Below are 17,418 nucleotides of genomic sequence, written 5' to 3'. Positions count from 1 at the left end.
CTAGTCTCCTCCGGTGGCCGGTCGCACCGCCCCGCGCGAGGTGGTCAACGCCTTGATCAGCACCTCGAAATCCTTGCGCAACTCGTTCATGCTGTCCTGCCGGCCAGCCGAAATCTCTTCGAGAATGCGCAGCAACTGCACGTCCATCGACCGCAGGCGCATGCGGCTTTCGGCATCGATCCCCTCGCCCGCGCCGTGCTCGCGCATGTGATCCAACAACGCCTCCTGACCCAGCGCAACACGTTCCAGCGCGGCGGTCACGTCCTCGCCCTGCGCCTGGCGATGGTTCATCTCGGCGATGACGTCGACCAGACTGCCCAACCTGGCCGAGACCTCGGCCCGGTCCTCCTGCTGGGCGACGAACAGATCCTGCAGCGCGTCCATCTGTTCGGACATCGCATCCAGAACCGGCGTCAGAACGGCCAGTTCGGCGCTGCCTTCGTCGCCCGCGGCAAACCCCACCCGGGTGATCGAGGACAACCACTCCTCAAGCTCGCGGTAGAACCGGTTCTGGCCGTGACCCGCGAACAGCTCGAGCAGCCCGACGATCAACGACCCCGCAAGCCCCAGCAGCGAAGATCCAAAGGCCACGCCCATGCCCTGAAGCTGGCTTTCCAGACCGGACATGAGACGGTTGAACACGGCCAGGCCTTCTTCGCCTTCCTGCGGGTTCAGGCTGCGGATCGTATCGACGATGGCCGGAACCGTCGTGGCCAGACCGAAAAACGTGCCCAACAGCCCCAGATAGATCAGAAGGTTGGTGATGTAGCGGGTGAACTCGCGCTCTTCCTCGATCCGCACGGCCACCGAATCCAGAATCGACCGGGCCGAGCTGGCGCTGATCTGGGACCGCGCCCCGCGGGACCGCAGCAGCGACGCCAACGGGGCCAGCAATTGCGGGGTCTGGGCGTCCTCGCGGACGACGCCGCCCACGAAGGCCTCGATCCAGCGAACCGAACCGATCAACTGCGTCACCTGGTAGAAACAGGCCAAAACCCCGATGAAAAAGACCAGAAGGATGAATCCGTTCAGATAGGGGTTCGCTTCGAAGACCGGCCGCACATAGGGAAGCGCCAGGAACACGCCCAGCCCCGAAAGCCCGATTGCGATCAGCATCATCACGATTTGCCGGATCGGTTGCGAGAAATGTGGTCTCGCGCCGTGCTGTGCCTGCGCCATGCGCGTTGTTCCCGGTTTTTGCCTGCTTTGCCGGGAATCTACAGAATTTCCACCGGCGACGCCAAGGCTTTATGCGGTCAGGCTGCGCACACGTCGCGACAACCACTCAAGCTCGGGGTCGTGCAGGCCGATCTCGGCCAGATGCGCGGCGGTGTTGTACAGATATTCGGTGTTGGGGCCGCGCCCGCCGACCGCCTCGGCGATGATCTGCGCCTGCTCTTCCAGCGGCAGACCGCCGCAATACTGCACATGGTCGGGGTCGATCACATAGGTCACCGCTTTCACGGTTCCTCCGGCTTCCAACTGTACGTCCAGCATCTTTTCCACATAGGCCGACGAGATCAACTCCCGCTCGCGCAGCTCGTCCAGGGTGCGCGCCTCGTGTCCCGGCTCGACCGCCAGCGCCAGGCCCTTGCAGTGCGCGCCGGGATGTTCGTCCAGCGCCAGGACCAGCCCGGGGTTTTCTTCGGTTCCCCGGTGGTGGATCGACCGCATGCAGAACGACCGGGCATAGCCATGCAGCGTCGCGTGTTCGCGCCGCGCCACGGGAAAGCCCGGATTCCACAAAAGCGACCCGTATCCGAAAACCCACATCGTCATAGTTCTGGTCCTTGCCCGTTTGGGTCTATAAACATCAATTCCGAGGCAGGAAAAAGGGCCATTCCCCATGCGCCGACTGATACGAGTTCTGATTTTTCTTGCGGTCGTCTGGAGCGCGTATTGGGCCATCGCCGGGTACGGGTTGCGCAGCGCGATCACCGGATGGTTCGACCATCAGCAGGCCCGGGGCTGGCTGGCGGATTTCGCGCAGGTCCACACCTCGGGCTATCCTCTGCATCACCGCACCCGGCTGGACAGCCCGGCGCTGGCGGATCCGGCGACCGGCACGGCCTGGAGCGCCGACTGGATCGAGTTTCAAAGCCCCGCCATCTGGCCCGGACGGCAAGTGTTGCGCTTTGCCGACACGCCGCAGAGACTGTCGTATTTCGACCAGACGGCGACCATTCAGGCCCGGGACCTGCAGGCCGAACTTCACCTTCGGCCGGGCGTGGCGCTGGAGTTGGAACGGATGGCCCTGTCGGCGGGTCCATGGTCGGTCATGCGCGACGGAACCGAGTCCGCGGCCGCCGGATCGCTGCATCTGATGATGGAACAGGTCGAAACACCCGAAACCTATGCCGTCAAGATCAATTCGGATGCGTTCTCGCCCGGGGACGATCTGCGCGCACTCATGCGCTCGGCCACGTCCCTGCCGCAGGCGTTCGAGACGCTGAAACTGGACATGAACGTAACCTTCGACAAAACCTGGGATCGTTCCGCGCTGGAAGAACGCCGTCCGCAACCCCGGCTGATCGACCTGCACCTTGCCGAGGTGCAATGTGGCGAACTGCGCCTGCTGGCAACCGGCGCGTTGGAGGTTGATGAACAGGGTATCCCAGTCGGTGACGTGGCGATCAAGGCCGAGAACTGGCGCGACATGATCGCCATGGCCAATGCTGCCGGTGCCCTGCCCGATCAAGCCGTTGATCCGGTCACGCGGGCACTGAAGCTGCTGGCGGGATTGGGGGGCAATCCCAATGCGCTGGACCTGCAGCTGAATTTCCGCGACGGGTTCGTGGCGCTGGGTCCGTTGCCTTTGGGGCCCGCTCCGCGCCTGATCCTGCGCTAGCGGCAGTAGGGGCCGCTGCGGTAACGGGCGGTATCCAGATGGAAATGATCCCGGTGATAGCGATCGGAATTCGGCCCCAGAACCGTACCGAACGGCCCGCACGCCCCGCGCCAGATCCTGGTCAGCTGCTTTTTCGACGGGTTCTTGCGCCAACCGTCCAGAACCGTCACCACCTCGCCATCGGCCATTTTGAACCCCGAGATATCAATGGCCCGCCCCTTGCCATGTTCCGATATCCGCGCGCCCTTGCGGTTGTTCCGCGTCCGGCAGGCATAGTGGGCTGCGACCTGCAGTTCGACCACCGGCCCGCGCCGTTTGAAGGTTGGCTTTACGGTCTTGTCGACCCATTTGTTCAACGCGATGGCCGTTCCGCAATCCATCGTCGAAGGCCGGCTGAGCGCCACGCCGGACACCGAGGTGATCTGGACCGCCTCCTTGATCCCGCAGGCCTTGATCTTGCCCGGAACCGTTCCGACCGGTTTTCCCTGGATGGCGATGTCACCGCACACCGATCCCTTGCGCAGTTTGCGTTTCCTGAAAAGAATTTCCTGTTCCAGTGTCTCGGGCCGCAGGTAGGGTTTCAGCGACCTATCCGGTCCAAGCAGCGGAAGGTCGGCCGGGCGCGCTGCAACGGCCAGAACCTGAGGGGATACGGGTCGCACCACGGGTCGCATATTCGCCGGCACGGCAATCGACGTCGCCGGACTTGCCGAGACATAAGCGACCCGCACCGGCTCTGCCGCCGGGGATGGCCGCGCAACCGGGACCAATGATGTGTCGGGGGCGGCAGCAAGGGCCGCGCCAGCCCAAACCACCGCAACCATGGACAGGGCTTTGCCTTTGATCAGTTTCATGACTTGGCCTTTACGCGCCCGAAATCGGGGGCATCGGTGTCCTGACCCGCGTCGATGATGCCGCGCCGGATCGCCCTTGTGCGAGTGAAATAGTCGAACAGGTGCTGACCATCGCCCGTGCGGATCGCGCGTTGCAGGGCGAAAAGCTCTTCGGTGAAACGGCCGAGGATTTCCAGCGTCGCGTCCTTGTTGGTCAGAAACACGTCGCGCCACATGGTCGGGTCCGAGGCCGCGATCCGGGTGAAATCACGGAAACCGGCGGCCGAGTACTTGATGACCTCGGAGTCGGTGACGCGCCGCAGGTCGTCGGCCACGCCCACCATCGTATAGGCGATCAGGTGCGGCGCGTGGCTGGTGACGGCCAGAACCAGATCGTGGTGATCGGCATCCATCTCGTCGACGTTCGATCCCATCCCCTCCCACAAGGCGCGCAGGCGGGCGATGGCCGCGGGGTCAGACCCTTCGACCGGAACCAGCAGACACCAGCGGTTGTCGAACAGTTCGGCAAAGCCGGACTCGGGGCCGGAATGCTCGGTCCCGGCCAGCGGGTGGGCGGGCACGAAATGCACGCCTTCGGGAATATGCGGGCCGACATCCTGAATGACATGCCGCTTGACCGAGCCGACATCCGAAACGGTCGCGCCGGGCTTGAGCACCGGCGCGATGTCCTTGGCGACGGGGCCCATTGCGCCCACCGGCACGCAGAGCACGACCAGATCGGCACCTTCCACCGCCTCTTGCGCGGTGTCGCAGACCCGGTCGCACAGACCGATGCGCCGCGCGGTGTCGCGGGTGGCCTCGGACCGGGCATAGCCGGTCACCTCGCCCGCCAGCCCGGCACGCTTGATCGCCCAGTACATCGACGAAGCGATCAGACCCAACCCGATCAGCGCCACGCGGTCATAGATCTGGCTCATGCGGCGCCCCCCTTGAACGCGGTGATGGCCGCAACCACGCGGCGACAGGCCTTTTCGTCGCCCACAGTGATCCGCAGCGCGTTGGGCAGCTTGTAGCCCGCAACCCGGCGCACGATCAAACCTTTCGATTGCAGATAGGCGTCGCAGGCCTCTGCCTCGGCCTGATCCGCGAACCGCGCGAGGATGAAATTGGTGCAGGACGGATCGGACGGAACGCCGATCCTGGCCAGTTCGGCCGACAGCCATTCGCGCAAACGGGCGTTTTCGGCCCGGCAGAACTCGACATATTCCACATCGGCCACGGCGGCCTCGGCCGCGGCGATGGCCGTCAGCGACAGGTTGAAGGGCTGGCGCACGCGGTTCAGCACGTCGATGATTTCGCGATGCGCATAGCCCCAGCCGACCCGCATCCCGCCCAGCCCGTAGATCTTCGAGAAGGTCCGGGTCATGATCACGTTGTCGAACCGGTCCACCAGACCGGCACCGCCGTCAAAGCCCGGCACGAATTCCGCATAGGCGCCGTCCAGAACCATCAGGCAGGTCTGCGGCAGGCCCTCGGCCAGGCGCGTCAGCTCGGCGTCCGAAATCATGGTCGAGGTCGGATTGCCCGGGTTAGTCACGAACACGATCCGGGTGCGGTCGGTCACCGCGGCCAGGATCGCATCGACATCGACCTTGCGGTCGCGCTCGGGCACCTCGACCGGGGTCGCGCCGGCCATGCGGGCGATGATCGGGTACATCGAGAAGCCGTGCTCGGTATGGATCACCTCGTCCCCCGGCCCGGCATAGGCCTGGGCCACGAATTGCAGCACCTCGTCGCTGCCGACGCCGCAGATGATCCGGTCGGGGTCCAGCCCGTGCCGCTCGCCGATCGCCGCGCGCAGGTTGTAGTGATCGGTCACCGGATAGCGATGCAGCATCGTGGCACTGTCGCGCACGGCTTCGATCGCCTTGGGGCTGGGGCCAAAGGGGTTTTCGTTGGAACTCAGCTTGATGACGTTTTCCACGCCCTCGACATGCGACTGGCCGCCCTGATACAGCGCGATATCCATGATGCCGGGTTGCGGGGTGATCTTGTTCATGAGGGGCTCCGTTGGTTGCGCCCCTCATACAGGTCTCAAGGCCTTGGGAAAAGCGGCAATTCCGTCACGCCGCCTTGAAGCGGGCGGTTGCCGGATCGACGGCGTAGAACGGGGCGTATTCCTGCGTGCGGCGCGACAGGTCATTGACGCTGTCGATGATGAACTGAACCGTGTCCTCGGTCATCATGTACGAGAAATTCAGCCGCACCCAACCCGGTTTCTTCATCTCTTCCCCGGCCGACAACGCTACGTGCAGCGCCTCCGAGGCCGCCTTGTCGATGCCCAGCAGCCGATGCGCATAGGGGCCGGCGCAGGCACACCCGCCGCGCGCCTGAATGCCGTAGATGTCGCTGAGCATCCGGGTGAACAGCTGTTGGTGCACCGGCTGCCCGGTGGTGTCGCGCACCAGAAACGAAAAGATCGGCAGGCGGTGCGGGTGATCCACGCCCAGCAGGGTCAGGTTCGGGTTGTCCCGCCACCCATCCAACGCCATGCGGTTGTACAGCGCCTCGCGCCGGGCGATCTCGTCGGTGCCCACGGCATCCTTGACGATGAAGGCCAGGGCCGCGCGGATGTCGCCGATCACGTTCGGGGTTCCGGCCTCTTCGCGGGTGGCCAGATCGGTGCTGTAATCGTGGCGCCAGGGCGAAACGAAGCTGACCGTGCCCCCGCCCGGCCAGCTGGGACAGGTGCGGCGCACGGCGCCCCGGTTCACGATCAGAACGCCCGAGGCCCCCGGCCCGCCCGGAAACTTGTGCGGAGACACGACGATGGCATCCTTGCGCGCATCGTCCGGCCCCATATCCATCAGCAGGTAGGGCCCGCCCCCGGCATAATCCCAGACCGCGCGCGCCCCATGCCGTTTCAGCAGCCGCGTCACCGGATCGGGGTCGGTGATCACGCCCGTGACATTCGACGCCGCCGAGAATGACCCGATCACCAGATCCGAATCCGAATGCTCGATCAGCGTCTGTTCCAGCACCGCCATGTCCGGCCCGCCCTCGGGGCCTTCGGGGATCTCGATGACCTGCGCCTTGCTCTCGCGCCAGGGCAGGATGTTCGAATGGTGCTCGTACGGACCGATCAAGACAACCGGCCGGTCAGCCTCTTGCACTCCCATCAGACTGACCAGCCGGTTGAGCCCCGCAGTGGCACCGGACCCGGTGAAGATCACCGCGTCATCTCCCCTCGCGCCAACGATGCGGGCTATTTCCGCGCGCGCCTCGCGGCGCAGTCGCGTCATGTAGGAACCGCAATAGGAGGCTTCGGTGTGGCTGTTCGCATAGAATGGCAACACATGCCGGGCCACGAAATCCTCGACCTGCCGCAATGCGCGGCCCGAGGCAACGTAGTCCGCGTACACAAGCGGCACGTCCCCATGCAGACCCGGGATCAGAACGTTCTCTCCGATCAGCCCGTCGCGCAGGGTCGAATTGTGAGTGGCGGCTTGGATTTCTGCACGAAAATGGGACAGGGTCATGTCATTGGCTCCATATTGCTTCTCTGAGCATGATCGCCTTGCCGTGAACAATCCTCACCTTTCTTCGCTTGATTTGTTACGATCTTGGGTCGTATGATCCGATATGTTCGAAAAAATAGATCAAATTGACAGGCACCTTCTTCGCGAACTGCAAAAGGACGCGACCCTGTCCCAGCGGGAACTGGCCGAACGAGTCGGCCTGTCGCAGAACGCATGCTGGCGGCGGTTGAAGGCGCTGAACGACGCGGGTGTGCTCAGGGGCTCGACAGCCCGGATCGCGCGCGAGAAACTGGGGCTGAACCTGGTGGTCTTTGTGATGCTGCGCACCCGCCACCACTCGGCCGAGTGGCTGCAGGCCTTTCGCAGCCACGTCCTGACCATTCCCGAGGTTGTCGATTTCCACCGGATCGGCGGCGACTATGACTATCAGCTGAAGGTCGTGACGCAGGACATGACGAGCTATGACAAGGTTTACCAGCGCCTGATCGAGAAGGTCGAACTGGACAGCGTGACCTCATATTTCGCGATGGAGGCAATTGCCGAAGGGCGACCGCTGCCTCTGTAGGCACTGCGTGGCCGAGGCCGGGCCGACACACGACCCCGGCGGCCCGCGCGGGGTGTCAATGATCCGACGCCCCGCTTTTCGTGATTGCGCCGTGATGGGCCGGGACGGCCCGCTCCTTCAGCCAATCCATGCCCGCCAGCAGCAGGCCCGAGACGACCAGCACCGCATGTATCGCCAACAACCACCGGATCTGTTCGGCATCGACGGGCGTGTCCTTTTCCTTGCTGATCTCCATGAACAGCTTCAGAAGATGGATCGCCGAAATCGCCACGATCGAGCCCAAAAGCTTGATCTTCAAGCCTGAAAAATCGATCTTGTCCAACCAGGCCGGCCGGTCGGCAACGCTGTCCAGATCGAATTTCGACACGAAGTTCTCGTAGCCCGACATCAGCACGATGACCATCAGGTTGCCCACCAGACACAGGTCGATCAACGTCAGAGCCGTCAGGATCGCGGTTTCGGCGCTCATCTCCATGGCCTGCGGCAGATAGTGGACAAGCTCGCGCAGGAACACGACCATCAACAGACCGATGGTCAGGCCCAGGCCCAGATAGACCGGCGCCATCAGCCAGCGCAGCGCAAAGATGGTACGTTCGAGGACATGCTCGATGCGGAGCTTGGCAGGCATTGGGTTCCCTTTCTTTGACCGCTGAAACGGGCGCGGGCGCAACAAGTGAAAAGACCGCACGCCTTGTGGCGTACGGCCTCAAAATTCGCGAATGCCGCCGCCTTAGTTCTTGGCGTAGAATTCGACGACCAGGTTCGGTTCCATCATGACCGGGTACGGCACGTCGCTCAGCGACGGGGTGCGCACGAAGGTCGCAGTCATTTTCGAGTGGTCGACGTCCAGGTAATCCGGCACGTCACGCTCGGCCAGGGCAACCGCTTCCAGAACGACGGCCAGTTGCTTGGACTTGTCGCGGACCTCGATCACGTCCCCTTCCTTGACGCGGTAGCTGGGGATGTTCACCCGCTTGCCGTTCACCTTGACGTGGCCGTGGTTCACGAACTGACGTGCGGCAAACACGGTCGGCACGAACTTGGCGCGATAGACGACGGCGTCCAGGCGGCGCTCGAGCAGGCCGATCAGGTTTTCACCGGTATCGCCCTTCACACGCTCGGCTTCGGCGTAAATGCGGCGGAACTGCTTTTCGGTCAGGTCGCCGTAGTAGCCTTTCAGCTTCTGCTTGGCGCGCAGCTGCAGACCGAAGTCCGACAGCTTGCCCTTGCGGCGCTGGCCATGCTGGCCGGGGCCGTATTCGCGGCGGTTGACCGGGGATTTCGGACGACCCCAGATGTTTTCGCCCATCCGGCGGTCGATTTTGTACTTGGCAGACGTGCGTTTGGTCACGGCTGATCTCCTTCGTCAGGTCGAGGCCCCGCGGGGCCACTATGAAGGGCGTTGTCCTCTTGGGGTTTCCCCCATGACAGGCATCCCCTTGCGGGGGCCACCAACACCAATGAAGCCGCGCTTATATCCGCCGAAGCCGCAGAGTCAACACACATGGACGACAAATCCGTTCGAAAGGTTCTCGGCGGCCGATCCCGGCGGACCAGGACATTCCGCGTCGCAGGCTACGGCCTAGTTTGCGGGAACCCGCCCCGAAACCTCTGCGACCTGCGACGGAAAGACAAGCACGTTCGCCCGGGATGTACCGTTCGCACCGGTCTGGGTGACCGCGTTCATCTCGCTGACCCAAAATTCCTGACCGGGGGCGGGGCACCCATTGTCGAAGAACAGCACAGGTTTTTCTGCGCCATCGACAAGCGCCAACTCCGCCTCGAAACTCTGCGCGCCATTCGTCAGCACGACCCTGGCAATCGACGAAGACGGTTCAAGCCCGGCCAACTGCGAAGCTGACCGTGACTGCGACGCCCTGCTGGCTGATGCCACGGCTTGCGACGACATCACGCGGTAGGCGTCGCGCAGATAGGTGACCCGACCCAGCAAAGACCAGACGGACCCGACCGTCAAATCGGCCAAAGGTGCCGCCTCCAAACCGTCGATTTCCGTCTGAGACCAAAAAACCGCTGCGCGATTGTCATACCCGGCGTTCATCTGCCTGCCCGAACCTTTCACCGCATCACCCTTTAACCCTTTACGCGGGGACCTCTATCAAGGAAGAATCGGGCAGAAAAAAGACGGAAATGTAGCCTTCAAAAAAATGTTGCACCTCTGTCAAATCAAATTGATACTTCCTGCTGCGGAAGCCGGATTTCCTGGGTCCGGGCACGCCGCCGGGCCGATGTCTCGACATGGAACTGTCGCGCCGTCATAACTGTCACCGACGTGGCGACGCGCCGCCCGGACAGCAGAGAGGAAGCCCCATGGTCACCAAGGCCGAGCTTGAAAAGCAGGTCACCGAATTGAAACGCCAGCTCGAAGAACGCTCGGAGCAAGCGCCCGCCCAAGCCGCGCCAGAGGCCGACACGATGGACACCACCAGCGACCTTTCCGAGAAGCTGTCGGAAACGTTGGACGAATGGGCCGGCGAGCTTGATGACGTCCTGACCGAACTGGATTCGCTGCCTCACAAGAAGGCGATCCTGTTCGCCCTGGGGGTGTTTGCCCTGGGCTACATGATGGGCCGCGCGCGCTAGGAGGGTGACAGATGAGCCGCATTTCACGAAACATATCCATCATTCTGCGCACCGAACGCCTGATTGCCCAGCGCAACCTGACGGTTCTGGCCAAACGGACGGGTTTTTTCGCGGCTGCGGGGCTGGCGGCGGCGCTGGCCGTCGTGATGCTGAACATCGCGGGCTATCTTGCCCTGACGACCGCCATGTCGCAACCGATGGCCGCTCTGGTCGTGGGGCTGGTCAATCTTGGTGTGGCGCTGGTTTTTCTGGCCGTTGCCAATTCGATCAGCGCCGAAACCGACACCGCGCCGGTGGCCGAGCTGCGCGACATGGCGATCGCGGATATCGAGGCCGAGTTGGAGGACACGCTGGCCGAAGCCCGTGACACGGTGCAGGGCCTCAAGGCCGTTTCACGCGACCCGCTTGGCGCCCTGACGCCGGGGCTGGCCGGATTGATTGCCAACGCGGTCATCCGGCACCTCAAGAAGCGCAGGGACTGAGATCTGGTCCCCGCTCCGCGCCCCGAACCTCAGACCGTGGCGCCCTTGATCCGGATGGCGCTGCCGACGGTGCCCGCCAACACGCCGACCAGAATACCGATCGACAGCTCCAACGTTTCGACGTTGCCGAATTGCCAGTGAGCAAAGGCCAGGGTTTCCAGCAAGCCCACAGCCGCGCCCAGCATCGCACCCAGCCACAGCTTGCGCGTCATCATGCCCAGCGCAAGGCCCAGAATGCCGGGCAGGCTCAGGATGTTGCCGCCGATCGTCCCCAAAATCTCAAGCATGGCGTTCCACTCCTAGTCGGTTCTGCTGTTCAGGAAGGACCGGATCTCGGCCGCACCGCTGTCTTGCGCCACCTCGGTGCCGGTCACCGGTTCCAGCGACGCGACCACCTTCTGATACTCTTCCAGGTACCCCGGCGGCAGGCTGTGCGCGATGCCCTGGTGGCAGTCGATGCAGGTCATGTTTTCGTCGATCGCGCGCTGGTGCTCGTTGGCGGCGCGCGTTTCCTGGATGGTGAAGTCCATGTACTCGAAATTGTGACAGTTGCGGCATTCGCGGCTGTCCGAGGCCTTCATCTTTTTCCACACGGCCGAGGCCATCTGCAGGCGGTGATCCTCGTATTTTTCGGGTGTGCTGATGGTACCCATCAACTCGTGATAGACGTCCTTGACCGCCATGATCTTGGCTTCGATCTTGAAGCTCCATTCCTTGGGCACGTGGCAATCCGAACAGATGGCCCGTACGCCGGAATGGTTGTTGTAGTGGATCGTTTCGCGGTATTCGCCAAGGTTGGTTTCCATCGTGTGGCACGAGACGCAGAATTCCTCGGTATTCGTCATCTCGAGCGTCCAGTGGAACCCGCCCCAGAACAGGATGCCGGCCAGAAAGCCCGCCAGAACCAGAAAGCCTGCGCTGAACGCGGCGGCCGGTGCCCAGATCCACGCCCAGATGCGGCCGATCAAGCCGCGCTTTTCAGGAGAGTCTGCCATTTCGGGTGCTCCTTTCGGTCCAAAGCTGGATCAGTTTCCGGCCGAGGGCTGGAACAGGTTGTCGACCAGGGCCGGCGCATCCGCCTGCGGCACATGGCACTGGTTGCAGAAATACCGGGTGCCCGCGATCTGATCGAGCTCGTTGCCTTCGCGGTCCAGATAGTGGGTCATCGACAGGGTCGGCGCGTTGCGCTCACCGGCCTTGGTCCAGTCGTGACAGGACAGGCACTGATTGGTGCGGATGTCGATCTGATACTGGTCGATCTTGTGCGGGATCAACGGCGGCTGCTGGCGATAGTTGCGCTGCATGCGCCCTTCGACGTTGCGGTGGACCTCGTCCAGGATGACGGGCTCATCCACATCCGCACCGCGCAAGGTTGACACCTGGGCGGATTGCGCAAAGGCAAGCCCGCTTGCAAGAAGCACTGGGATCAGGGCCATTGCGCCTGTCGCTATCGATTTTCTCATCTTGGCACTCCCTTATACAGGTCTGGCGGCGCGCGTCTGGGGCGCGGCGGCTGGATCGGGTGGCGCGACGACGGCGTCATCGAACCGGTGGGTAAGTTTGAAGACATCGACCGAGCACACGTCGATGCAGCGGCCGCATGTGGTGCAATCGGGCGACAGAATCAGCGGGCTGGATCCCGGCTTGCCCTTCAGTGCGGGCGAGATCACCTGGTTTTCCGGGCAGACCGCATAGCAATCCATGCAGTCGTCACAGGCGGCGCGGTTGGTGGCGCTGACCCGCAGCAGGCTTTTGGCGCCGATCAGGCCGTAGAAGGCCCCGACCGGGCAGATATGGCCGCACCATCCATGCCGGGCCACGAACAGGTCAAAGACAAAGATCGCCACGACCATCGCCCAGACAAACCCCATGCCAAAGACCAGCCCGCGGTGCAGCATGGTGATGGGGTTCACCAGTTCCCATGCAATCACGCCGGTCAGGGCCGACACGATCAAAACGGTCGCCAATATCCACAATCGGGTGCTGCGTTTGGGCTGCCAGCCTTTGGGCAGGTCCAGCCGACGGTGCAGCCAATGCGCCGCGTCCGTGACCGGGTTGATCGGGCACACCCACGAGCAATAGACCCGCCCTCCGATCAGCGCATAGGCCACCAGAACGATCAGCCCACCGATCAGCGCGGTCATTTCCGGCCAGTGGCCGGCCACCAGCCCCTGCAGCAGGATGAACGGATCGGTCAGAGGCAGCACGTCCAGCGTCAGCGATCCGGCCAGCGTGCCCTTCACGATCCAGATGCCGAACCACGGCCCCAGCAGGAACAGAGCCAGAAAGAACACCTGACTGAACCGCCGCAGCAGCAGGAACCGATGGGCGCCGACCCATCCCTTGACCTCGCGGGCCTCGTGCCCGACGGGCATATGCGTTCGCGCCGTCATTGGCCTGCCCCCGGAAGGTTGTAGCCCGGTTCGTACCCGCCCGGCGTGGCAAGGTTGTCCGCGCCCGGTCCGGGCAGGCGATCCGGCAGGTCGATGATGCCTTCGACCAGCGGCCCGCCCTTCTCGGCCTTTTCTTCCCATCCCTTGCGGTAATGCTCGGCCGAATTGCCGCGCGCCAGGCGGGCGGGCAAAACCTTGATCGCCGCCTCGGGCAGAACGCAGCTTTTCTCGCAGACGCCGCAGCCGGTGCAACGGTCGGCATGAACCGTCGGCGCAAAGATCGCGTGGTGGCCGGACCGGTCGTTGTGCGACAGTTCCAGCGTGATCGCCTCGTCGATGACGGGGCAGACGCGATAGCACACGTCGCAGCGCAGCCCCAAGAAGTTCAGGCAGTTCTCCTGATCGACCAGAACCGCAACACCCATCCTGGCGTCGTCAATGTCCTGCAACCCCTTGTCCAGCGCCCCGGTCGGGCAGGCCGCAACACAGGGGATGTCTTCGCACATTTCGCAAGGCACGTCGCGGGCGATGAAATACGGCGTGCCGGTCGCCACCGCGTCCACGCCCAGTTCGGCCAGCTTCAGCGTGTCATAGGGACAGTCGCGGACACACAGCCCGCAGCGGATGCAGGCGCCCAGAAAGTCATCCTCGGGCACCGCCCCCGGCGGCCGCAGGGCCTCGGCCGGCAGGGCGCGGGCGTCGCGGCCCAGATAGGCCAGCAACGACCCGGCGACCAGACAGCCGCCCGCCGCGCGCGCCGAGTCCTGCAGGAACCGGCGCCGTTGCGGCGAGAGAGGTTTGCCGACCAGAGACATCACACGCGACCTTTGCGACCCCTGCCCTTACGCCCGCTCGACCTTGCAGGCGCATTTCTTGAAGTCCGTCTCCTTGGACAGCGGACAGGTCGCATCCAGCGTCAGCTTGTTGGTCAGCTGGCCTTCGTCGAACCACGGCATGAACACCAGTCCGCGCGGCACCTTGTTGCGACCGCGGGTCTCGACCCGGCTGACCACCTCGCCGCGGCGGGTGGACAGCACGATCTCCTGCCCGCGGCGCACGCCGCGTTCCTTGGCGTCCTCGGGGTGCATGAACACAACGGCGGCGGGGAAGGCGCGGTGCAGCTCGGGCACGCGGCGGGTCATCGAGCCGGAATGCCAGTGCTCCAGCACCCGGCCGGTGCACAGCCACAGATCGTATTCCTCGTCCGGCTCCTCGGCCGCCGGCTCGTAGGGCGCAAAGATGATCTTGGCCTTGCCGTCCTTGTGGCCATAGAATTTCACGTCGGCGCCTTCGGGCACATAAGGATCGTAACCTTCGCGGAAGCGATAGAGTGTCTCTTTCCCGTCCACGACCGGCCAGCGCAGCCCGCGCGCCTGGTGATAGGTTTCGAAGGGCGCAAGGTCATGCGCCTTGCCGCGGCCGAAATCGGCATATTCCTCGAACAGGCCCTTCTGGACGTAGAAACCGAAATGCTCGGATTCGTCGTTGTGGAACCCCTCGGCGGTTTCCGACAGCGGGTATTTGTCGACCTTGCCGTTGGCGAACAGCACCTCGAACAGGGTCTTGCCGCGATGCTCGGGCATCTTGGCCAGCAGCTCTTCGCCCCAGACCTCCTCGACGGTGAAGCGTTTCGAGAACTCCATCAGCTGCCACAGGTCCGACCTGGCCTCGCCCGGGGCCTTGACCTGCTGGCGCCAGAACTGGGTGCGGCGTTCGGCGTTGCCATAGGCCCCCTCCTTCTCGACCCACATGGCGGTGGGCAGGATCAGGTCGGCCGACACCGCGGTGACGGTGGGGTACGGGTCCGACACGACGATGAAGTTGTCGGGGTTGCGATAGCCGGGATAGCCCTCTTCGTTCATGTTGGGCGCGGCCTGCATGTTGTTGTTGCACTGCACCCAATAGACGTTCAGGTCACCATCTTTCAGCTTGCGGTGCTGCAGAACCGCGTGGAAGCCCGGCTTGGCCGGGATGGTGCCTTCGGGGATGTTCCACTTGGTCTCGGCGATCTTGCGGTGCTCGTCATTCATCACCACCATGTCGGCGGGCAGACGGTGCGCAAAGGTGCCCACCTCGCGCGCGGTGCCGCAGGCCGAGGGCTGACCGGTCAGCGAGAACGGCGAGTTGCCGGGCTCGGAGATTTTGCCCACCAGCAGGTGCACGTTGTACATCAACGAGTTCACCCACGACCCGCGGGTATGCTGGTTGAAGCCCATGGTCCACAGGCTCATGACCTTGCGGTTCGGGTCGGCATATTCCTTGGCCAGCCGCTCGAGCTGGTTCGCCGGTACGCCCGACAGTTCGGAGACGTATTCCAGCGTGTAGTCGGCGACCGAGGCGGCATATTCCTCGAACGAGATCTCCTCGAGCTTGCCCGAATCCGGGTGCGCGGCGGCCTGTTGCAGCGGGTGTGTCTCGCGCAGGCCATAGCCGATATCGGTGGCGGTCTTGGTGATGTTGACGTGGTTCTTGACGAACTCCTCGTTCACCGCGCCGGTCTGGATGATGTAGTTGGCGATGTAGTTCAGGATCGCCAGATCGGTCTGCGGCTTGAAGATGATCCCGTTGTCGGCCAGCTCGAACGAGCGGTGCTCGAAAGTGGACAGCACATGCACCTGCGCGCCCGGCTTGGTCAGGCGCGTATCGGTCAGGCGCGACCACAGGATCGGGTGCATCTCGGCCATGTTCGAGCCCCACAGCACGAACGTGTCGGCATGTTCGAGGTCGTCATAGCAGCCCATCGGCTCGTCGATGCCGAAGGTGCGCATGAAGCCCACCACGGCCGAGGCCATGCAGTGCCGCGCGTTCGGGTCGATGTTGTTCGAACGGAACCCGGCCTTCATCAGCTTGGCCGCGGCATAGCCCTCCCAGACGGTCCACTGCCCCGAACCGAACATGCCCACGCTGGTCGGACCTTTCTTGGCCAGCGCCTCTTTCCACTTTTCGGCCATCACGTCGAAAGCTTCGTCCCAGCTGACGGGCTCGAACTCGCCGTTCTTGTCATAGACGCCGTTCGATTTGCGCAGCAGCGGGGTGGTCAGACGGTCCTTGCCGTACATGATCTTGGACAGGAAATAGCCCTTGATGCAGTTCAGCCCCCGGTTCACCGGCGCGTCCGGGTCGCCCTGGGTGGCGACCACGCGGCCTTCCTTGGTGCCCACCAGAACCGAGCAGCCCGTGCCGCAGAACCGGCACGGTGCCTTGTCCCAGCGGATGTCGGCCTTGGCGACCTGGGCCGAGGCCTGACCCGTTGCCAACGGGATACCGGCCGCGGACGCGGTCGCGGCGGCGGCGGTTGCTTTCAGAAACGTGCGGCGAGATTCGGAAATGGTCATGGCAAGGGCCTCCGGCTGGAATCTTGGCTGGGAGTTTCAGGACGCGGACGGGTCTCCGCGAGATCTTCGAAATGGTGATAGGTCAGGGTCAGCGACACGACCCCGGGGATCTGATGCAGGTCCATGATCGTCTCCGACGCCAGGCGGTCGGGCGTATCCTCGACGACGACGACGAACCGGCCATCCTCGGCCTCGGCATGGATCTCGACCCCGTCGAACCCGGCAATTGCCGACCGGGCCGAGGCGGTGTAGGTCGGCGCGACGTGAACAAGGCATCCGCAGATATTCATTCGGCAGCCTCCAGTTGTTGCGCCCGCTGCAGCGAAATCGCGCCCGCAGGGCATGCGGTGGCGCAGGCTCCGCAGCCGATACAGGCGTCTTCGTTCAGGACGGGGTCGGCCGATCCGCCGGTTTTCAGGCGGAACCCGATGGCACCCTGGTCGCAACTGTCCTGACAGACCCGACAGCTGACGGCGTTCAGCGACAGGCAGGTATCGGCCACCCGCGCGCGCCACGGCCAGGCGGCAAACCGGGCCAGGTCCAGCGCCTCGGTCTTGCATACCTCGGCGCAGTCGCCGCAGAAGGTACAGCCCGCATCCTGCGGCTGGAACACTGGCAGGCCTTGGGCGTGCAGCACCAAAACGTTCTCGGGGCACACGGAGACACAGTCGCCGCAACGGGTGCAGAGATCGGGGAAGTTTTCGCGGGCCGCTGCCGGCGGCCACATTGCGCTGTCGTCTTCGCTGGACAGGCGCCCCGTCAGGAACGCCCGTCTGCTTGCTACTGCAGACATGTGGCGCCCACCTGTTTGGTCAACATGCGTGGTCCTCCGTTCATGCTGCGTGCATAGCCTGCCCGAGT

At 63.8% G+C, this 17,418-nt stretch carries 21 protein-coding genes; 4 read left to right on the top strand and 17 right to left on the bottom strand.

All coding sequences use genetic code 11. The features are described from left to right. On the bottom strand, positions 1–1,179 hold the full coding sequence (locus F3H26_RS12760) for a biopolymer transporter ExbB (protein WP_149776424.1): 1,179 nt from the start codon (positions 1,177–1,179) through the stop codon (positions 1–3). A gap of 69 nt (positions 1,180–1,248) precedes the next feature. After that, positions 1,249–1,779 carry a gamma-glutamylcyclotransferase gene (locus F3H26_RS12755; RefSeq protein ID WP_149776423.1) on the bottom strand — a complete coding sequence of 177 codons (531 nt, stop codon included), beginning with the start codon at positions 1,777–1,779 and terminating at the stop codon, positions 1,249–1,251. Positions 1,780–1,846: 67 nt separating this feature from the next. Between F3H26_RS12755 and F3H26_RS12750 the strand changes: the two genes are divergently transcribed. Next, positions 1,847–2,848, top strand: coding sequence for a DUF2125 domain-containing protein (locus F3H26_RS12750; protein ID WP_149776422.1), 1,002 nt, complete (start codon positions 1,847–1,849; stop codon positions 2,846–2,848). Here the strand turns inward: F3H26_RS12750 and F3H26_RS12745 are convergent. The 4 genes from F3H26_RS12745 to F3H26_RS12730 all read right to left on the bottom strand — a co-directional run bounded on the left by F3H26_RS12745 (position 2,845) and on the right by F3H26_RS12730 (position 7,181). Then, the gene (locus F3H26_RS12745) at positions 2,845–3,702 is read right to left on the bottom strand and encodes an extensin-like domain-containing protein (protein WP_149776421.1); all 858 of its coding nucleotides are present in this window, start codon (positions 3,700–3,702) and stop codon (positions 2,845–2,847) included. The two genes, F3H26_RS12750 and F3H26_RS12745, sit on opposite strands and share 4 nt — an antisense overlap. Then, the gene (locus F3H26_RS12740; RefSeq protein WP_149776420.1) at positions 3,699–4,619 is read right to left on the bottom strand and encodes a prephenate/arogenate dehydrogenase family protein; all 921 of its coding nucleotides are present in this window, start codon (positions 4,617–4,619) and stop codon (positions 3,699–3,701) included. Before F3H26_RS12740 ends, F3H26_RS12745 begins: the two co-directional genes overlap by 4 nt. Then, positions 4,616–5,701 (bottom strand): histidinol-phosphate transaminase, encoded by a 1,086-nt coding sequence (gene hisC, locus F3H26_RS12735; protein WP_149776419.1) that lies wholly within the window; start codon positions 5,699–5,701, stop codon positions 4,616–4,618. The genes F3H26_RS12740 and hisC overlap by 4 nt, the downstream gene beginning before the upstream one ends. Before the next feature lie 64 nt (positions 5,702–5,765). Then, positions 5,766–7,181 (bottom strand): aminotransferase class V-fold PLP-dependent enzyme, encoded by a 1,416-nt coding sequence (locus F3H26_RS12730; RefSeq protein WP_149776418.1) that lies wholly within the window; start codon positions 7,179–7,181, stop codon positions 5,766–5,768. Positions 7,182–7,284: 103 nt separating this feature from the next. Here F3H26_RS12730 and F3H26_RS12725 point away from each other — a divergent pair, with 103 nt between their 5' ends. Then, positions 7,285–7,746 (top strand): Lrp/AsnC family transcriptional regulator, encoded by a 462-nt coding sequence (locus tag F3H26_RS12725; protein ID WP_149776417.1) that lies wholly within the window; start codon positions 7,285–7,287, stop codon positions 7,744–7,746. 55 nt (positions 7,747–7,801) lie between these two features. Here the strand turns inward: F3H26_RS12725 and F3H26_RS12720 are convergent, their stop codons facing one another. From F3H26_RS12720 to F3H26_RS12710, 3 genes are all read right to left on the bottom strand, one after another. Continuing rightward, positions 7,802–8,374, bottom strand: coding sequence for a TIGR00645 family protein (locus F3H26_RS12720; protein ID WP_149776416.1), 573 nt, complete (start codon positions 8,372–8,374; stop codon positions 7,802–7,804). Positions 8,375–8,476: 102 nt separating this feature from the next. Then, positions 8,477–9,097, bottom strand: coding sequence for a 30S ribosomal protein S4 (rpsD, locus tag F3H26_RS12715; RefSeq protein ID WP_149776415.1), 621 nt, complete (start codon positions 9,095–9,097; stop codon positions 8,477–8,479). A gap of 231 nt (positions 9,098–9,328) precedes the next feature. After that, complete coding sequence (locus F3H26_RS12710; protein ID WP_149776414.1) at positions 9,329–9,805, bottom strand: hypothetical protein; 477 nt, start codon at positions 9,803–9,805, stop codon at positions 9,329–9,331. Between the two features lie 269 nt (positions 9,806–10,074). Here F3H26_RS12710 and F3H26_RS12705 point away from each other — a divergent pair, with 269 nt between their 5' ends. Together F3H26_RS12705 and F3H26_RS12700 are read left to right on the top strand one after the other, a co-directional pair. Next, positions 10,075–10,347 (top strand): hypothetical protein, encoded by a 273-nt coding sequence (locus F3H26_RS12705; protein ID WP_149776413.1) that lies wholly within the window; start codon positions 10,075–10,077, stop codon positions 10,345–10,347. 11 nt (positions 10,348–10,358) lie between these two features. Beyond that, on the top strand, positions 10,359–10,829 hold the full coding sequence (locus tag F3H26_RS12700) for a hypothetical protein (RefSeq protein WP_149776412.1): 471 nt from the start codon (positions 10,359–10,361) through the stop codon (positions 10,827–10,829). Between the two features lie 29 nt (positions 10,830–10,858). Here the strand turns inward: F3H26_RS12700 and F3H26_RS12695 are convergent, their stop codons facing one another. From F3H26_RS12695 to napF, 8 genes are read right to left on the bottom strand one after another with little or no spacing between them, the layout of a single operon-like run. After that, positions 10,859–11,116, bottom strand: a complete 258-nt coding sequence (locus F3H26_RS12695) for a hypothetical protein (protein ID WP_149776411.1) — start codon at positions 11,114–11,116, stop codon at positions 10,859–10,861. Positions 11,117–11,128: 12 nt separating this feature from the next. Continuing rightward, on the bottom strand, positions 11,129–11,824 hold the full coding sequence (locus F3H26_RS12690; protein WP_149776410.1) for a NapC/NirT family cytochrome c: 696 nt from the start codon (positions 11,822–11,824) through the stop codon (positions 11,129–11,131). A gap of 30 nt (positions 11,825–11,854) precedes the next feature. Continuing rightward, positions 11,855–12,265, bottom strand: a complete 411-nt coding sequence (locus tag F3H26_RS12685; protein WP_149776476.1) for a nitrate reductase cytochrome c-type subunit — start codon at positions 12,263–12,265, stop codon at positions 11,855–11,857. Between the two features lie 39 nt (positions 12,266–12,304). Next, positions 12,305–13,222, bottom strand: coding sequence for a quinol dehydrogenase ferredoxin subunit NapH (napH, locus tag F3H26_RS12680; RefSeq protein ID WP_188127762.1), 918 nt, complete (start codon positions 13,220–13,222; stop codon positions 12,305–12,307). Further along, positions 13,219–14,037, bottom strand: a complete 819-nt coding sequence (gene napG / locus F3H26_RS12675) for a ferredoxin-type protein NapG (RefSeq protein ID WP_149776409.1) — start codon at positions 14,035–14,037, stop codon at positions 13,219–13,221. Before napG ends, napH begins: the two co-directional genes overlap by 4 nt. Before the next feature lie 27 nt (positions 14,038–14,064). Beyond that, on the bottom strand, positions 14,065–16,557 hold the full coding sequence (gene napA, locus F3H26_RS12670; RefSeq protein WP_149776408.1) for a nitrate reductase catalytic subunit NapA: 2,493 nt from the start codon (positions 16,555–16,557) through the stop codon (positions 14,065–14,067). Beyond that, positions 16,554–16,847, bottom strand: coding sequence for a chaperone NapD (locus F3H26_RS12665; RefSeq protein ID WP_149776407.1), 294 nt, complete (start codon positions 16,845–16,847; stop codon positions 16,554–16,556). Before F3H26_RS12665 ends, napA begins: the two co-directional genes overlap by 4 nt. Further along, on the bottom strand, positions 16,844–17,350 hold the full coding sequence (napF, locus tag F3H26_RS12660; RefSeq protein ID WP_149776406.1) for a ferredoxin-type protein NapF: 507 nt from the start codon (positions 17,348–17,350) through the stop codon (positions 16,844–16,846). Before napF ends, F3H26_RS12665 begins: the two co-directional genes overlap by 4 nt. Between the last annotated feature and the right edge of the window lie 68 nt (positions 17,351–17,418).

This window comes from Ruegeria intermedia (assembly GCF_900129345.1).
GTDB lineage: Bacteria > Pseudomonadota > Alphaproteobacteria > Rhodobacterales > Rhodobacteraceae > Ruegeria > Ruegeria intermedia.
This window is presented reverse-complemented; position numbering and strand designations above follow the sequence as displayed.

Coding starts and splice junctions, on each gene's coding strand:
- F3H26_RS12720 (WP_149776416.1), bottom strand. CDS start 8,374: ATGCCTGCCAAGCTCCGCATCGAGCATGTCCTCGAACGTACCATCTTT.
- F3H26_RS12690 (WP_149776410.1), bottom strand. CDS start 11,824: ATGGCAGACTCTCCTGAAAAGCGCGGCTTGATCGGCCGCATCTGGGCG.
- F3H26_RS12725 (WP_149776417.1), top strand. CDS start 7,285: ATGTTCGAAAAAATAGATCAAATTGACAGGCACCTTCTTCGCGAACTG.
- F3H26_RS12700 (WP_149776412.1), top strand. CDS start 10,359: ATGAGCCGCATTTCACGAAACATATCCATCATTCTGCGCACCGAACGC.
- napF (WP_149776406.1), bottom strand. CDS start 17,350: ATGTCTGCAGTAGCAAGCAGACGGGCGTTCCTGACGGGGCGCCTGTCC.
- F3H26_RS12740 (WP_149776420.1), bottom strand. CDS start 4,619: ATGAGCCAGATCTATGACCGCGTGGCGCTGATCGGGTTGGGTCTGATC.
- F3H26_RS12730 (WP_149776418.1), bottom strand. CDS start 7,181: ATGACCCTGTCCCATTTTCGTGCAGAAATCCAAGCCGCCACTCACAAT.
- F3H26_RS12710 (WP_149776414.1), bottom strand. CDS start 9,805: ATGAACGCCGGGTATGACAATCGCGCAGCGGTTTTTTGGTCTCAGACG.
- napG (WP_149776409.1), bottom strand. CDS start 14,037: ATGTCTCTGGTCGGCAAACCTCTCTCGCCGCAACGGCGCCGGTTCCTG.
- F3H26_RS12745 (WP_149776421.1), bottom strand. CDS start 3,702: ATGAAACTGATCAAAGGCAAAGCCCTGTCCATGGTTGCGGTGGTTTGG.
- napA (WP_149776408.1), bottom strand. CDS start 16,557: ATGACCATTTCCGAATCTCGCCGCACGTTTCTGAAAGCAACCGCCGCC.
- F3H26_RS12695 (WP_149776411.1), bottom strand. CDS start 11,116: ATGCTTGAGATTTTGGGGACGATCGGCGGCAACATCCTGAGCCTGCCC.
- F3H26_RS12760 (WP_149776424.1), bottom strand. CDS start 1,179: ATGGCGCAGGCACAGCACGGCGCGAGACCACATTTCTCGCAACCGATC.
- F3H26_RS12665 (WP_149776407.1), bottom strand. CDS start 16,847: ATGAATATCTGCGGATGCCTTGTTCACGTCGCGCCGACCTACACCGCC.
- F3H26_RS12750 (WP_149776422.1), top strand. CDS start 1,847: ATGCGCCGACTGATACGAGTTCTGATTTTTCTTGCGGTCGTCTGGAGC.
- F3H26_RS12755 (WP_149776423.1), bottom strand. CDS start 1,779: ATGACGATGTGGGTTTTCGGATACGGGTCGCTTTTGTGGAATCCGGGC.
- napH (WP_188127762.1), bottom strand. CDS start 13,222: ATGACGGCGCGAACGCATATGCCCGTCGGGCACGAGGCCCGCGAGGTC.
- F3H26_RS12685 (WP_149776476.1), bottom strand. CDS start 12,265: ATGGCCCTGATCCCAGTGCTTCTTGCAAGCGGGCTTGCCTTTGCGCAA.
- hisC (WP_149776419.1), bottom strand. CDS start 5,701: ATGAACAAGATCACCCCGCAACCCGGCATCATGGATATCGCGCTGTAT.
- F3H26_RS12705 (WP_149776413.1), top strand. CDS start 10,075: ATGGTCACCAAGGCCGAGCTTGAAAAGCAGGTCACCGAATTGAAACGC.